Below are 13,725 nucleotides of genomic sequence, written 5' to 3' on the forward strand. Positions count from 1 at the left end.
TTGCCTGTCAGATCGGCAAGTCAGAGACTAGTCAAAGATAAAAAGTCGAGATGCAGTATCTTCAGCGTGTCATATATCAATTGCTAACGACAGATAGAGATTTTCGCTCGGCGCCGGCGTCGGCTGTGCCGAACTTCGGATCTTCAGGGTCCGACGTCGACCGACCACATATGGCCTGGCCGGAACCACTCCCGATCGCGTCACAAGCGGGAACGGCTCTCAGCGTTTCAGACGCGCTGGCTGATGCCGAACCGATGTCCGCTTCGGTGGCGAACGCTCCAGGCCACAGGGTAATCCGGGCCTGTCTCGGACGGAGGCGCGCCGGATGTCCCGTTGCGGCGGGCCGGATCGGGCGCCCGGAGGATGCCCCCCGAACGCCGCGACCGATGCCGTCAACGCCACGGCGCGCGCCGTCGGATCACATCGGCGGGGTGAGGCCGTCCTTGCCCACCGCCACGAGCTTGCCCTCGGCCTTGGCGCCGTCCTTGGCGACGACCGCGAACACCTTGGCGCCGGGCTTCAGGATCGCCTTGTCGGCGGCCTCGAAGGCGACGATCGGCGCCGAGGACGGCACGACGATCTCCTTGGCGCCGTCCTTGCCATAGCTCACCGTCAGGGTGCGCTCGCCGCCGGAGGCCGCCTTGTCGGCCTTCACGGTGCCGTTGGTCATCGCGCTCTTGACCTTCGGGGCGTTCGACGTCTCCGCCTTCACGGTGCCGTTGGTCATGGAACTCTTCACCTTGGATCCGGCGCCCGCGGTCTGATCCGTGATCGAATCCCAGCCGTAATGGCCCTCGCCGGTGCCGCGCATCGCCTCGGGGAACAGCACCACCTCAAGGGCGGTCATCGGATTCTCGCCCTTGGTGGCGGTGCCGATGAAGACGCCGTCCTTGATCGCGTCGAGGCTCGACGGCACGACCCAGGCGAACTTCGCGCCGGCGACGTCGACGGTCTCGGACTTGCCGTCGTCCGTCTTGATCGTGAGCGTGCTGCCCTCGGCCTTGTCGATGGTACCGCGGACGCGCTCGACCTGGGCGGCGAAGGCCGTGCTCGACAGCAGGGCCGTCAGGCCGGCGGCGGCGAAGGTAATTTTGAGATGCTTCATCGGGGTCCCATCCTGGCTTCCGGAGCCGGGTTATGGGGTCCGGCGCGCGCAAAACAAGGTTGCGCGCAAGGCAAGACCTCGGATGTGCCGTGAGAAACCGGGCTGCGCCGGCGAGACAAGCCGGTCGGCTTACCCCCCGGTCACGCTCATATGCCGTGGCACAGCGGCCGGGCGCTGGCGCTCGATGATGAAATCGTGCCCCTTGGGCTTGCGGGTGATCGCCTCGACCACGGCGGCGGCCAGCACCGAATCGTCCGGGGAGGCGCGGAGCACTGCGCGCAGATCAGCCGAATCCTCCTGGCCGAGGCACAGGTAGAGCTGGCCGGTGCAGGTCAGCCGCACCCGGTTGCAGCTCTCGCAGAAATTGTGGGTCAGCGGCGTGATGAAGCCGAGCTTGCCGCCCGTCTCCTCGACGCGGACATAGCGCGCCGGGCCGCCGGTGCGATCGGGCAGCGGCGTCAGGGTGTAACGGCTCTCCAGGCGCTGCCTCGCCACCGAGAGGGGCAGGAACTGATCGGTCCGGTCGGCCTCGATCTCGCCGAGCGGCATGACCTCGATCAGCGTCATGTCCATGCCAAGGCCGTGCGCCCAGGCGATCATGTCGGGGAGTTCATCGGCATTGAGGTCGCGGAGCGCCACCGCGTTGATCTTGACCTTCAGGCCCGCGGCCCGTGCCGCGGCGATACCGTCGAGCACGACCTTGAGGTCGCCCCGGCGGGTAATCGCGTGGAATTTCTCCGCGTCGAGCGTGTCCAGCGAGACGTTGATCCGGCGCACGCCGAGGCTCGCCAGCTCGTCGGCGTACCGGGTGAGCTGGGTGCCGTTGGTGGTCAGCGTCAGCTCCTCCAGCGCACCCGAATCGAGGTGGCGCGACAGGCGGCGGAACAGATGCATGATGTCGCGGCGCACCAGGGGCTCGCCGCCGGTGATCCGGAGCTTGCGCACGCCCCGGGCGATGAACACGCCGCAGAGCCGGTCCAACTCCTCCAGGGTCAGCAGGTCGCGCTTGGGCAGGAACTGCATGGTCTCCGACATGCAGTAGGCGCAGCGCAGGTCGCAGCGATCCGTCACCGAGATGCGCAGATACGAGATCGCCCGCTGGAACGGGTCGATCAGCGGCGCGGGCGACGGCGCGCGGGGCGCGTCGGCCGTGAGCCCCTGCGGCGTGCTGGAGATGTCATCGAGCATGATTGAGCATATGATGCCCGATACGGTCGCGGGCAAGCAGCCCCCGGGCCGCAGTCCCGGCTTGTTTGAGGAGTGTACCCCGTGAACGAGGATCTGTGGCCGACCGAGATCCGCCTGTCGGCGGACCGGCAGGTGCTCAACGTCGCCTTCGAGGACGGGTCCCGCTTCGCCCTGCCGGCCGAGTACCTGCGGGTGTCGAGCCCCTCGGCCGAGGTGCAGGGCCACTCGCCGCTGGAGCGCAAGGTGATCGGCGGCAAGCGCGCGGTGGCGATCCTGGCGGTGCAGCCCATCGGCAATTACGCGGTCAAGCTCGGCTTCGACGACATGCACGACACCGGCATCTTCGGCTGGGGCTACCTGCACACGCTCGGCCGCGAATACGACAGCCGCTGGAGCACCTATCTGTCCGAGCTCGCCGAGCGGGGCCTCGACCGCGAGACGGCGCGTACCGCCCCGGTGAAGCAGCAGGGCGGAGGCTGCGGCTCGGGGTCGTGCGGGTGCCATTGAGGTCGACCGCGTCTCACCGCGCCGGCTCGCTCACCCGTTGTTTTGAGCGACGGCCGCCGGGCGGCGTCGGGAGCCGCGACCGACCGGCAAACCGGGTGACACCGCCGTCCTTACGAGCGGAGCGCGGCATTCCGGCAGCGCCACGCTGCCCGGCCCCGCGCTGTCCAGGGTCGCTTCGATCCGCGCGCGATGCCGGCGGGGGTTCATGCACGTCATCGAAAAGGCGGAAGGCTTGCATCGTTCCGGAAGCGCGCCGATCGATCGACCGCTTTGCTTGGAGCCACCATGGCCTTCACCTGCACCATCCCCGCAACGCCCACCGTCCAGCAGGATGACGCCACGGTGCGCATCACCCGCTGGGACTTCCCGCCCGGCGCCGTAACCGGCTGGCACGAGCATGGCTGGCCGTATTTCGTGGTGATGCTGGTCGACGGCGTGCTGCGCGTCCACGACGGCGCGGCGGTCAGCGAGACGGCGCTCGCGGCCGGGCAATCCTACATGCGGCCCGCGGGCATCCGGCACGACGTGATGAACGGCTCGGAACACCCGATCGCGTTCATCGAGATCGAGGTGAAGCGCCCCGACGCGCTGGTGACGCTGCCGGCAGCCTGAACGCAAACGGGCCGACCTCGCGGCCGGCCCGATCCGAAAAGTCGCAAACCATCAGCGCTGGACGACGACCTTCGTGCCGACCTTGGCGTGGGTGTAGAGATCCATCACGTCGTCGTTGGTCATGCGGATGCAGCCCGAGGAGACGGCGGTGCCGATGGTCTCCGGCTCGTTCGAGCCGTGGATCCGGTAGATCGAGCCGCCGAGATACATGGCGCGGGCGCCGAGCGGGTTCTCGATCCCGCCCTTCATGTAGCGCGGCAGGTCGGGCCGGCGGCGCAGCATGGTCGACGGCGGGCGCCAATCCGGCCATTCGCGCTTCATCGTGATGGTCTGCACGCCGCCCCAGGTGAAGCCCGGCCGGCCGACGCCGACGCCGTAGCGCAGGGCCTGCCCGCCGCCCAGCACGTAGTAGAGCCGCCGCTCGGCGGTGGAGACCACGATCGTGCCGGCGCCGTAGGGGCCATTATACGCCACGGTCTCCCGCGGGATCGCCGACATCTGCGGCACCGCCGCATCCGGATCCATCGGGTCGGCCGTGTTGAGGGAGGCGTTGGCCACCGGGACCGCGACGGCCTGGGGCCGCACGCGCACGGCGAGCGCGTCGGTCAGCGGCTGGCGGGTCAGCGGGTCGATCTCGTAGGCGAGCACCGGGGCGGCGCAGGCGGCCGCGCCCAGAAGCCCGATCAGGGCGGGAAGAAAACGACGCATCAAAGCCTCTCGGGCAGGCGCGGAATATGGCGGGAACGCATCGAATACCGGGGCACGAGGCCGTGCCGATCCTCGCCAAGGGGTAAACGCTCGCGCCTTAAAACCAAGCCTCAAACCGGCCCGCGCGGCCGGTTCCGTCCGCCCGTGACTCGATGGCAACACTGTGGCAGCTTGGCCGTGACCCCAGGGCGGTCCGCGGCCCCTGGATCTGGACCAGTCCGGCAGATGCCGGCCCTCACGCCTCGTCGGCGGCGAGCCAGATGGCGGGCTTCAACGGTTCGGGGCGAACCGGGACCGGAAGGGTCGGCAGGCCGCGGACCTGCGCCAGTTCGGCGAGTTCCGGCGCCTGCGCGGTGTCGTCGGCGTTCAGGAACAGGCCGCGGGCCCGGGCGGCGCGGCCGAGATCGGCCCGGCTCGTCCAGACGCTCTGGGCCGGGCTGGTGAGGAGCGCCAGGGCGAGGGGTGCCATCCAGAGCGCGAGCCACGGGTCACCGACCAGGACCAGGGCGAAGGCGATGAGCGCGCCGACCACCACCGCATCGGCCTGGAGCCGAAACGCCTCCGACCAGGAGACCTGCCGGTCGTCGCGGTCCTGCGTCTCCCAGCGCACCACCCGGCCCAGGAAGGTCGCCACGACGGCGCCGGCGGTGAACAGGGTGAGGACCGGCCACAGGACGACCCAGACGGCCTGCTCCAGGGCGGCGCTCGCCAGCAGCGCCCGGGCGCCCCCGAAGGCGGCCCGGCGCCCCGGGGAGGCTAAAACGTACCCGACGCTGAGGATCTTCGGCAGGCCGAGCACGGCGACGCTGAGGGCCGCGAGGGCGTGGGCGGCGGCGCCCGGCCCGGTCAGCCCGTAGGCCAGGAGGCCGAGATCCCCGGTCCGGGCGGCCTGCCAGGCGGAAAGGCCGATGAAGGCGATCCACAGCGGCAGGATGCCGTAGGAGAGGATGCCGACCAGGAGGTGCCACCGGCTCGCGGCGTGGAGCCCCGCCCAGGGCAGCACCCGCAGGTGCTGGAGATTGCCCTGGCACCAGCGGCGCTCGCGGCCGAGGAGGTCGACGAGGTTGGTGGGCATCTCCTCCCAGGTGCCGCCCATCTCGGGCAGCAGGCGCACCTCCCATCCGGCGCGCACCATCAGCGCGCCCTCGACGATGTCGTGGCACAGGATCTCGCCGCCGAGCGGCTCCCGGCCCGGCAGCCGGGGGAGCTGCGCGTTCTCGGCGAAAGCCTGGATCCGCAGGATGGCGTTGTGGCCCCAGTAGCTGCCCTCCGGCCCCTGCCAGGTCTCCAGGCAACGCAGGGCCAGCGGCGCATAGAGGCGCACGGCGAATTGCTGGATGCGGGCGAACAGGGTGTCGCGGCCGGCCGCATAGGAGACGGTCTGGATCAGGCCGGTGCGCGGGTTCTCGTGCATCAGCCGCACGAGGCGGGCCATGGTGGCGCCGGTCATGAGGCTGTCGGCGTCGAGGACGATCATGAAGGCGTATTCGCCGCCGTGGCTGCGGCAGAACGCGCCGATGTTGCCGGCCTTCCGGCCGACATTCTCGTCCCGGCGCCGGTAGCGGATCCGCGGCAGGGCCGGGTCGGTCCGGGCCCAGGCCTGGATCCGGGCGTGTTCGTGCTCCTCCACGGCGGCGATCGCCCCGTCCCGCGTGTCGGAGAGGACGAAGATGTCGATGTCGCCGGCCCCGGCCTGGGCCAGCGAGCGGGCCATCACCCGCAGGCGGGCGAAGACCGCCACCGCGTCCTCGGCGTGGATCGCCACCACGGCGGCGGTGCGGCCGGCCCCGGCGGGAGCGGCGCCCGGCTCGTCCGAGCGGCGTTCGAGCACCGACTTCGCCCGGTCACCGAGCAGGGCGGCGACGAGGCCGTAGGCGTATTGGCAGGCGACGAAAGCCTGCCAGCCCATCACGAGGCTGAACAGCACCAGCACCGCCCAGGCGAACGGGCTGACGCCCGCCGGATAGGCCAGCGCGGCGAGCCAGGCGAGGCCCCCCGCGGTGACGAGGCTAGGGATCGCCAGGGCGAGACGGCGGACGCGCAGCACCCGGCCGGGACGCGCGCCGCTCCAGACCGCGCGGTCGGTTTCCGGATCCGAGGGATCGGGCACGCCCGGACACGCGTTCCGCTGCGACCGCTCGGCGGAGGAGGTGACGCGTGGGGACGTGGGCTGAGGCGATCTGGCGCGAGGCGACATGGCGCGAGGAACTCGACCGTGGAAGGCTGCCGGCCGCCCCGCCGCCTGAGGCCGGGAACCGATGACCGTGGACACCGATAGGCGGGGCGAGGACACGGAGCCGCACCGGCCGAACGGGCGGCCGGATGCCGAACGGATCGATCCCCCCTCCCGACGCCGCGTTCTTCGGATCGTCCTGACCGCGGCTGCCGGCACGGCGATACCTAGCGCGGCCGATCTGAATGGGTCCAGAACGTGGGCCGGGTCGGCGCTTCCGTCGCAGGCGCGGACCGAGGGGGCGGCACGGGATGGCCGGATGACGTTCGAGGCCCTCTCGGAACTGGCCGCACAGCGTGCCGCCGCCCCCTACGCGGCGCCGCCCGAGGATCTGCCGCCCGCGCTCGCCGCCCTGGACTATGACGGCTACCGGGCCATCACATTCCGGCTGGCCGAGAGCCTGCCGCTCGGCCGGCTGTTCAGCGCGCAGTTCTTCCATCGCGGCTTCCTGCAGCGCAAGCGCGTGGCTCTCAATATCCAGCCGCTCGACGGGCCGGCGCGTCCGATCCCCTACGAGAGCCGCCTGTTCGATCCGGGCCCACGGCTCGCCGGCCAGAGCTTTCCGCCGGATCTCGGCTTCGCGGGCTTCCGCCTGCACTACGCCTTCCCAAACAAGCCCGCCTGGCGTCCGAAGGGGTTCCAGGAGGAGTTCCTGGTGTTCCTGGGCGCCTCCTACTTCCGCCTGCGCGCGGCCGACCAGGAATACGGGCTGTCGGCCCGGGGCCTCGCCATCGGCACGGGGGCGCCGGAGGGGGAGGAGTTTCCCGACTTCGTCGCCCACTGGCTCTGCGAACCGGAGCCGGAGGCGCGCAGCCTGACCGTGCTCTCGCTCCTCGACAGCCCGAGCGTGGCCGGCGCCTACCGCTTCGTGATCGCCCCCGGGGACCCGGCCCGGATCGACGTCACCGCCGCGCTCCACCCGCGGCGCCCGATCGCCAAGCTCGGCCTGGCGCCGCTCACCAGCATGTTCCTGTACGGCGAGAACGGACCCGGCGCCCGGGGCGCCAAGCCGTTCGACGATTTCCGCCCGCAGGTGCACGATTCCGACGGGCTGTGCGTCGCCTCCGGCACCGCCCCGGCGGGGCTCGACCGCCTCTGGCGGCCGCTGGTCAACGGGCGCCAGCGACCGCAGATCTCGGCCTTCGCCTCGAAGCCGCTCGCGGGGTTCGGGCTGCTGCAGCGGGAGCGAAACTTTGCCGCCTATCTGGACGTGGAGGCGCGGCAGGAGGCGCGGCCCGGCCTGTGGGTGTCCCCGGACCCCGCAGGGGGCGCCTTCGCGGCGGGCGCCGTCCAGCTCTACGAGATCCCCTCCGGCGAGGAATACATGGACAACATCGTGGCGGCCTTCGTGCCGGCCGAGGCAGCGCGGCCGGGCGCGGCGCTGCGGCTCGCCTACGGCCTGACCACGGTCGGGGCGGAGCCCGCGGCGGCGATCCCCGGGGCGGGCCTCGCCCGGGTTACGGCGACCCGGTTCGGCGCGGCGGAACGCCTGCGCCCGATGACGCCGCCGCGCCCGGAGCGACGGCTCTGCGTGGTCGATTTCGAGGGTCCGGGCCTGCCCGGCGGGCCGGACGAGTCGGTGGCGGCGGAGGTCTCGGCCAGCGCCGGCACGACGCACGAGCCGGTGGCCAATTTCGTGCCGCAGACCGGCGGCTGGCGGATCTACGTCGAGTGGCGTCCGCCGGCGCCGATGCCGGCCGGGGATGTGGTGCTGCGGGCCCGCCTCGTCCGCGGGGCGACGCCGCTCAGCGAGACCTGGGACGCCGTCCTGTGACGGGCCTCAGGCCGTGGGCCGCTGGCGCTCCAGGCGGCGCGCGAGGCGAGCGGCGCCGTAGACCTCGCTCAGGCGGCGGCGGGCCGCGGAGATCGGCGGGGCCTGCCGCTCGTCATGGGCGGCCGCGATGATGCGCAGGGCCGAGGCGACCGAACGCTCCAGCCGGCGTTCGGCCAGGTCAGCCGCGTCCCGATGGGTGTCCGGCATGCGATGATCCCTCGTGCGAGGCCGTGTCCGCCCTCTGGCGGGGCGGTGACCAGCGGCACGGGTACGGTCCATCTCCGGCTTGACGGTATCATGGCAGCTTGGCCGTAAGCTGTGGACAGCGTCTCAGCGCAGCTCCTCGTGCCAGGTCCGGCCGTCGCGCTCGATCAGCGCGATGGCGGCGGTGGGACCCCAGCTCCCGGCCGGGTACGGCCGCGGCGCCTCCGGGCGGTCGGCCCAGGCCTTGAGCACCCCGTCCGCCCAGGCCCAGGCGGCCTCGACCTCGTCGCGGCGCATGAACAGGGTGGCGTTGCCGCGGACCACGTCCATCAGCAGGCGCTCGTAGGCGTCCGGGTAGCGCTGCTTGAAGGTCTCCTCGAAGGAGATGTCGAGGTCGGTCGGGCGCAGGCGCAGGCCGCCGGGGCCCGGATCCTTGGTCATCACCTCGAGCTTCATGCCCTCCTGCGGCTGCAGGCGGATCACCAGCCGGTTCGGCTCGCGCCCGAACGCCTCCTCGGGGAAGATCGAGAACGGCGAGGCCCGGAACTGGACCACGATCTCCGACAGCTTCTGCGGCAGGCGCTTGCCGGTGCGCAGGTAGAACGGCACCCCGGCCCAGCGCCCGGACTGCACTTCGAGCTTCATGGCCACGAAGGTCTCGGTCCGGCTCTCGTGGCCGAGCTCCGACAGGTAGCCCTCGACCGGCTTGCCGTCGACGGCGCCCGCCACATACTGGCCGCGGACGGTCACCGCCTGCACGTCGTGGGCGGTGATCCGCTTGAGGGCGCGCAGCACCTTCAGCTTCTCGTCGCGGACCGAGTTCGCCTCGAGGTTGAGCGGGCTCTCCATGGCGGTGAGGCACAGGAGCTGCAGCATGTGGTTCTGCAGCATGTCGCGCATGGCGCCCGACGTGTCGTAATAGCCGGCCCGGCCCTCGACGCCGACCGTCTCGGCCACGGTGATCTGGACGTGGTCGATCACATCCGAGGTCCAGAGCCGCTCGAAGATGGTGTTGGCGAAGCGGAGCGAGAGCAGGTTCTGGACCGTCTCCTTGCCGAGGTAGTGGTCGATCCGGAAGATCTGCGATTCGGGAAACACCTCGCCGACGGCGTCGTTGATCGCGCAGGCCGATTTCAGGTCCTTGCCGATCGGCTTCTCCAGCACGACCCGGGACTTCTCGCCGACGAGCCCGTGGGCGGCGAGGTTGCGGCAGATCGAGCCGTAGAGGTCGGGGGAGGTGGCGAGGTAGTAGGGCCGCACTTGGTCGGGCCGCTCGTCGAGCTTGGTCACGAGGTCGGCCCAGCCGCTGTCCCCGGCGCCGTCGACCGCGACGTACTCCACGTGCGCGAGGAACCGGTGGAGCACCTCCTCCGCCAGGTCCGTGGCCGGGACGAAGCGCTTGAGGGCGTCCCGGGCGTGCTCCCGGAAGGCATCGACCGACAGGTCCGAGCGCGAGGCGCCGATGATCCGGCTGGTCTCCGGGATCTGCCCGTCCCGGAAGCGGTAGAACAGGGCCGGCAGGAGCTTCCGTGCGGTCAGATCGCCGGTCGCGCCGAACACGACGCAGTCGAAGGAAGCGACGGGGATGATCGTGGCCAAGTGCGGCTCCCTTAAATCGTGCGCGGGTGCAGTGCGGCGAGCGCGCCGCACTGACCTACCCTGTGTGCAAGTGCTTCGCCAGACGAGGGGGGTGGTTCAGCCGCGTCGGCCTTCGGAAGAATGAGGGCGGCCCAGCGTGGCGCAATCCAGAGGCGCCAAAGTCACGCGCAATGACATGCGCCCCGTCATTGCGCGCGCAGGGCAGCAACCCAGGGCTCCGCGTCGTGAATCGTTTCGCGCGACAGCCGACCGGACGCCGCCCTACCCGGACGGGATGCCCGACACCGGCATGATCGCAGACCTCGCCCGGCGCGTCTCTGAGCACCACCGAGGCATCCGTCCGGGCCTCACCAGCCGCTGCGGTCGCGGCGCCCAGGATTGCTTCGCTGCGCACACACTGACGCCGTCACCCCGCCAGGAACCGCTTGAACGCATCGGCATGATCCGGGTGCCAGCGCGAGAGAGCCGGCCGGTTCTCGATGATGTCGCCCGCCGCCCAGGCGATGCGCTTGGCGTCCTGCGCCCGGGTGGTCTCGTTGTCGGGGCAGAGGATGTAGAAATCGCCCGCGTCGAGCCGCTCCAGCATGAACGACACGGTCTCCTCCGGGGTCCAGGCGCCGGCCGGCTTCTCGGCGACGCCGCGGGCCTTGGCGAGGCCGGTATGGACGAAGCCCGGGATCAGCAGATGCGCGGTGGTGCGGCAACCCTCCCGGTTGCGCAGATCGTGGGCCAGGGCCTCGGTGACCGCCTTCACCCCCGCCTTGGAGACGTTGTAGGGCGCGTTGCCGGGGGGCGTGGTGATGCCCTGCTTGGACCCCGAGACGATGATCGCGCCGGGCTTAGCCCCGGCGATCATGCCGGGCGCGAAGGCGTGGATGCCGTTGACCACCCCGCCGAGATTGGTGCCCAGGATCCGTGCCCAGGTGTCGGTGTCGGAGAACAGGGTGCCGCCAGCCTCGATCCCGGCATTCAGCATGACGATGGCGGGCGGGCCGGCCTTGGCGACGGCGGCCGCCAGGGCGTCCACGGCGCCGCGGTCGGACACGTCGGTGGGCACCGCGCGGACCTCGACGGCGGCGAGTTCGGCCACCGCGCCGCGGGCCGCCTCCAGGGCCGGCCCGGGCAGATCCGCGATCCAGACGTTCATGCCGGCCCGCGCGAAGGCTTTCGCTGCCGCGAGCCCGATGCCGCTGGCGCCGCCGGTGACGACCGCGCTGCGGCCGGGGCTGATGGCTTGGTGCTGACTCATCACGCGGTCCTCGGCTGAATGGCGCCCTTCAGATGGGGCGGTCTCCGGGGAAGGCGAGTTGGCGCTTCGGGACGGTATCGTGCGGCTTCCCGCCGGCCGGCAGTCACAGCGGATCGCAAACGGGGCAGAGCCGTGGTCTGATGGGGGTGAGGGGCATCCCTGCCCGGCGGCGATCGCCCTCCGCCTTGTGCCCAGGATCCAGAGGACCGGCATGCCGATTCGTCCGAGCCGCCGGTCCGTTCTCGCCGGGGCGGCCTGTACCGGCCTCGCCACGGCGGCCCGGGGCGCCCCCGGCGGGTTCGGCCCCCTCGGCACGCCGTCCTGGTCGGGCGACAGCCTCCAGGCCGCGGCCGCCGCCAAGGGCCTGCTCTACGGCTGCGAGGTGCCGTTCCACCGCTTCGACGCGAGCCCCGCCTACCGCCAAGCGGTGGCGCGGGAATGCGGGATCCTGGTCTGCGGCACCGAGATGAAGATGGAGGAGGTCCTGCCCGCCCCCGGCACGACCGACTTCGCCCGGGGTGACGCGATCCTGCGCTTCGCCCGGGCCAACGGCCAGCGCATGCGCGGCCATACCCTCGTCTGGCACGCCGCCCTGCCCCCCTGGGTCGGCCCGCTGCTCGGACGGGCCACCGCCGCCCAGGGCGAGGATTTCATGCGGCGCTGGATCGAGACCGTGGCGGGCCATTACCGCGGGCAGATCGTCGCCTGGGACGTGGTCAACGAGATTCTTGGCAACGAGGCCGATCCCGACCGCGGCGGGGGCCTGCGCGACTCGCCCTGGCTCGCCTCGATCGGCCCCGGCTACGTCGACCTCGCCTTCCGGATCCTGCACGAGACCGACCCGGCGGCGGCCGGCACCTGGAACGAGGACGCGGTGGAGCAGGGCGCGCCCTGGATGGAGGCCAAGCGCACCAAGGTCCTGCGCCGGCTGGAGGCGATGCGGTCCCGCGGCGTGCCGATCCGGCGGTTCGGCCTGCAATCGCACCTCACCAGCACGATCCCGATCGACCAGGGCCAGCTCCGGCGCTTCCTGCGGGAGATCGGCCAGATGGGGCTCGGGATCGCGATCACAGAGCTCGACATCGACGACCGGGCCTTCCCGTCGGACGTGGCGACCCGCGACCGGATGGTCGCCGACTATGCGCGCCGCTACCTCGACGTGGCGCTGGACGAGCCGGCCCTGCTCGATGTCGTGACCTGGGACATCTACGACCCGGACACGTGGCTGAACGACCATCCCTACCGGAAGCGGCCGGACGGGCTGCCCCAGCGGGCCCTGCCGCTGGACGCGCAGTTCCGGCGCAAGCCCCTGTGGCACGCGATGAAGGCCGCCTTCGCGGGGGCGCCGGATCACACGGCGGCGCGGGACAGGCTCAGGCGGGCGTGATCCCGGTTCGGCCCCCATCAGCGAGGACCGTTTCGGGCGGCCGGTCCGCCAGGAGCCGGCGGCGCAGGCGCGCGCAGGGGCGCTCGACGAACCGGTACAGGGCCCAGCACCAGAGCAGGGTCGGCGGGAAGGCCGCGAGCATCAGCCCGACGCCGTGCAGCCCGGGCCGCAGGTGCAGCGCCAGCGCCACCACGGCCATGTGGGCGAGATAGAAGCCGTAGGACCAGAGCCCGAGCTGGCGCATCGGCCGGCTGGCGAGCAGGCGCACCAGGGGCCCCTCCCCGTGAAGCAGGTAGGCGAAGGGCACGAACAGGGCCGCGCTCTGCAGGGTGTAGCGCAGGGTCTCGCGGAACGCGGGGGCGCGCACCGCCAGGGTCGCGAGGATCACCGCGAGGCTCGCCGCCGCGTGCCAGGCCCGCGGGCGCCACGCGCGATCGGCCGGGATCACCGGGTTGTGCCACAGGCCGAGACAGCAGCCGAACAGGATCGCGTCGATGCGGGTGTGGGTCCAGCTGTAGTTCAGGCTGTAATCCGGGAGCCGCCAGACGTTGAGGCACCGGATCGCCAGCACCACCCCGCAGACGGCCAGGCAGGCCAGAGCCGCCCGGCGCGGCGGCAGGCGCCCGAGCCACAGGGCGTAGGCCAGGGGGAAGACGAGGTAGAAATGCTCCTCGATGGCGAGGCTCCACAGGGGCACGGGCAGCACCGCCTCGGTGCCGAACAGGCCGGGATAGTTCGTCAGGAACGTCGCCTGCCCGAGGATCGCCGCCGGCTCGACCGCCATCCAGTCGAGCAGCCCGAGGGCGTAGAGCGCGCCGGCAACCAACAGGGTCAGGTACATCGGCGGCAGGATGCGCAGGCTGCGCCGGAGGTAGAAGGCGGACAGCGACACCGCGCCGGTCCGCGCGCGCTCGATCCGCAGCAGGGTGGTGATCAGGTAGCCGCTGAGGAAGAAGAAGACCGTGACGCCGAAGCCCCCGGGGACGACGTGGCTGTAGCCGCAATGGGCCGCGAACACGATCAGGATGGCGAGCGCCCGCACCCCGTCGAGCTGCGGCAGGTAGGGCATCGCGTCCGGGATTTTCCGGGTCGCGTCAATTCCGGGTTCCGGCATGACGGGCGGCTCCTCCTTCGCCGCAAAGACGACCGTGGCAGAGCA

At 71.5% G+C, this 13,725-nt stretch carries 12 protein-coding genes; 4 read left to right on the plus strand and 8 right to left on the minus strand.

The features are described from left to right. Positions 1 to 418 precede the first annotated feature (418 nt). Together AC3IF3_RS07450 and moaA are read right to left on the minus strand one after the other, a co-directional pair. Positions 419 to 1,105 (minus strand): metal ABC transporter permease, encoded by a 687-nt coding sequence (locus tag AC3IF3_RS07450; RefSeq protein WP_489214918.1) that lies wholly within the window; start codon positions 1,103 to 1,105, stop codon positions 419 to 421. 129 nt (positions 1,106 to 1,234) lie between these two features. Further along, positions 1,235 to 2,293 carry a GTP 3',8-cyclase MoaA gene (gene moaA, locus AC3IF3_RS07455; RefSeq protein ID WP_489214920.1) on the minus strand — a complete coding sequence of 353 codons (1,059 nt, stop codon included), beginning with the start codon at positions 2,291 to 2,293 and terminating at the stop codon, positions 1,235 to 1,237. An 81-nt stretch (positions 2,294 to 2,374) separates the two neighbouring features. On the opposite strand from moaA, the gene AC3IF3_RS07460 reads away from it, so the two are divergent. Both AC3IF3_RS07460 and AC3IF3_RS07465 read left to right on the plus strand, forming a co-directional pair. After that, complete coding sequence (locus AC3IF3_RS07460; protein ID WP_243971600.1) at positions 2,375 to 2,800, plus strand: gamma-butyrobetaine hydroxylase family protein; 426 nt, start codon at positions 2,375 to 2,377, stop codon at positions 2,798 to 2,800. Positions 2,801 to 3,085: 285 nt separating this feature from the next. After that, positions 3,086 to 3,412 (plus strand): cupin domain-containing protein, encoded by a 327-nt coding sequence (locus AC3IF3_RS07465; protein ID WP_243971601.1) that lies wholly within the window; start codon positions 3,086 to 3,088, stop codon positions 3,410 to 3,412. Between the two features lie 51 nt (positions 3,413 to 3,463). Here the strand turns inward: AC3IF3_RS07465 and AC3IF3_RS07470 are convergent, their stop codons facing one another. Next, positions 3,464 to 4,120 carry a L,D-transpeptidase gene (locus AC3IF3_RS07470; RefSeq protein ID WP_489214924.1) on the minus strand — a complete coding sequence of 219 codons (657 nt, stop codon included), beginning with the start codon at positions 4,118 to 4,120 and terminating at the stop codon, positions 3,464 to 3,466. A gap of 235 nt (positions 4,121 to 4,355) precedes the next feature. Further along, positions 4,356 to 6,317, minus strand: a complete 1,962-nt coding sequence (gene mdoH / locus AC3IF3_RS07475; protein WP_489228036.1) for a glucans biosynthesis glucosyltransferase MdoH — start codon at positions 6,315 to 6,317, stop codon at positions 4,356 to 4,358. Between the two features lie 295 nt (positions 6,318 to 6,612). Here mdoH and AC3IF3_RS07480 point away from each other — a divergent pair, with 295 nt between their 5' ends. Continuing rightward, entirely contained in the window at positions 6,613 to 8,127 is a 1,515-nt protein-coding gene (locus tag AC3IF3_RS07480) for an OpgD/OpgG family glucan biosynthesis protein (RefSeq protein ID WP_489228037.1), read from the plus strand. A 6-nt stretch (positions 8,128 to 8,133) separates the two neighbouring features. On the opposite strand, the gene AC3IF3_RS07485 is transcribed toward AC3IF3_RS07480, so the two are convergent. The 3 genes from AC3IF3_RS07485 to AC3IF3_RS07495 all read right to left on the minus strand — a co-directional run bounded on the left by AC3IF3_RS07485 (position 8,134) and on the right by AC3IF3_RS07495 (position 11,179). Then, positions 8,134 to 8,334: a hypothetical protein gene (locus AC3IF3_RS07485; protein ID WP_489228039.1), complete on the minus strand. Its 201-nt coding sequence runs from the start codon at positions 8,332 to 8,334 to the stop codon at positions 8,134 to 8,136. 123 nt (positions 8,335 to 8,457) lie between these two features. Then, positions 8,458 to 9,930: a glucose-6-phosphate dehydrogenase gene (gene zwf / locus AC3IF3_RS07490; RefSeq protein ID WP_489228041.1), complete on the minus strand. Its 1,473-nt coding sequence runs from the start codon at positions 9,928 to 9,930 to the stop codon at positions 8,458 to 8,460. 406 nt (positions 9,931 to 10,336) lie between these two features. After that, complete coding sequence (locus tag AC3IF3_RS07495; RefSeq protein WP_489228043.1) at positions 10,337 to 11,179, minus strand: SDR family NAD(P)-dependent oxidoreductase; 843 nt, start codon at positions 11,177 to 11,179, stop codon at positions 10,337 to 10,339. A gap of 211 nt (positions 11,180 to 11,390) precedes the next feature. Between AC3IF3_RS07495 and AC3IF3_RS07500 the strand changes: the two genes are divergently transcribed. Beyond that, positions 11,391 to 12,566, plus strand: coding sequence for an endo-1,4-beta-xylanase (locus AC3IF3_RS07500; protein ID WP_489228045.1), 1,176 nt, complete (start codon positions 11,391 to 11,393; stop codon positions 12,564 to 12,566). Here the strand turns inward: AC3IF3_RS07500 and AC3IF3_RS07505 are convergent. After that, positions 12,553 to 13,680 carry an acyltransferase family protein gene (locus AC3IF3_RS07505; protein ID WP_489228047.1) on the minus strand — a complete coding sequence of 376 codons (1,128 nt, stop codon included), beginning with the start codon at positions 13,678 to 13,680 and terminating at the stop codon, positions 12,553 to 12,555. The genes AC3IF3_RS07500 and AC3IF3_RS07505 overlap by 14 nt on opposite strands. Between the last annotated feature and the right edge of the window lie 45 nt (positions 13,681 to 13,725).

This window comes from Methylobacterium sp. J-118, assembly GCF_057836565.1.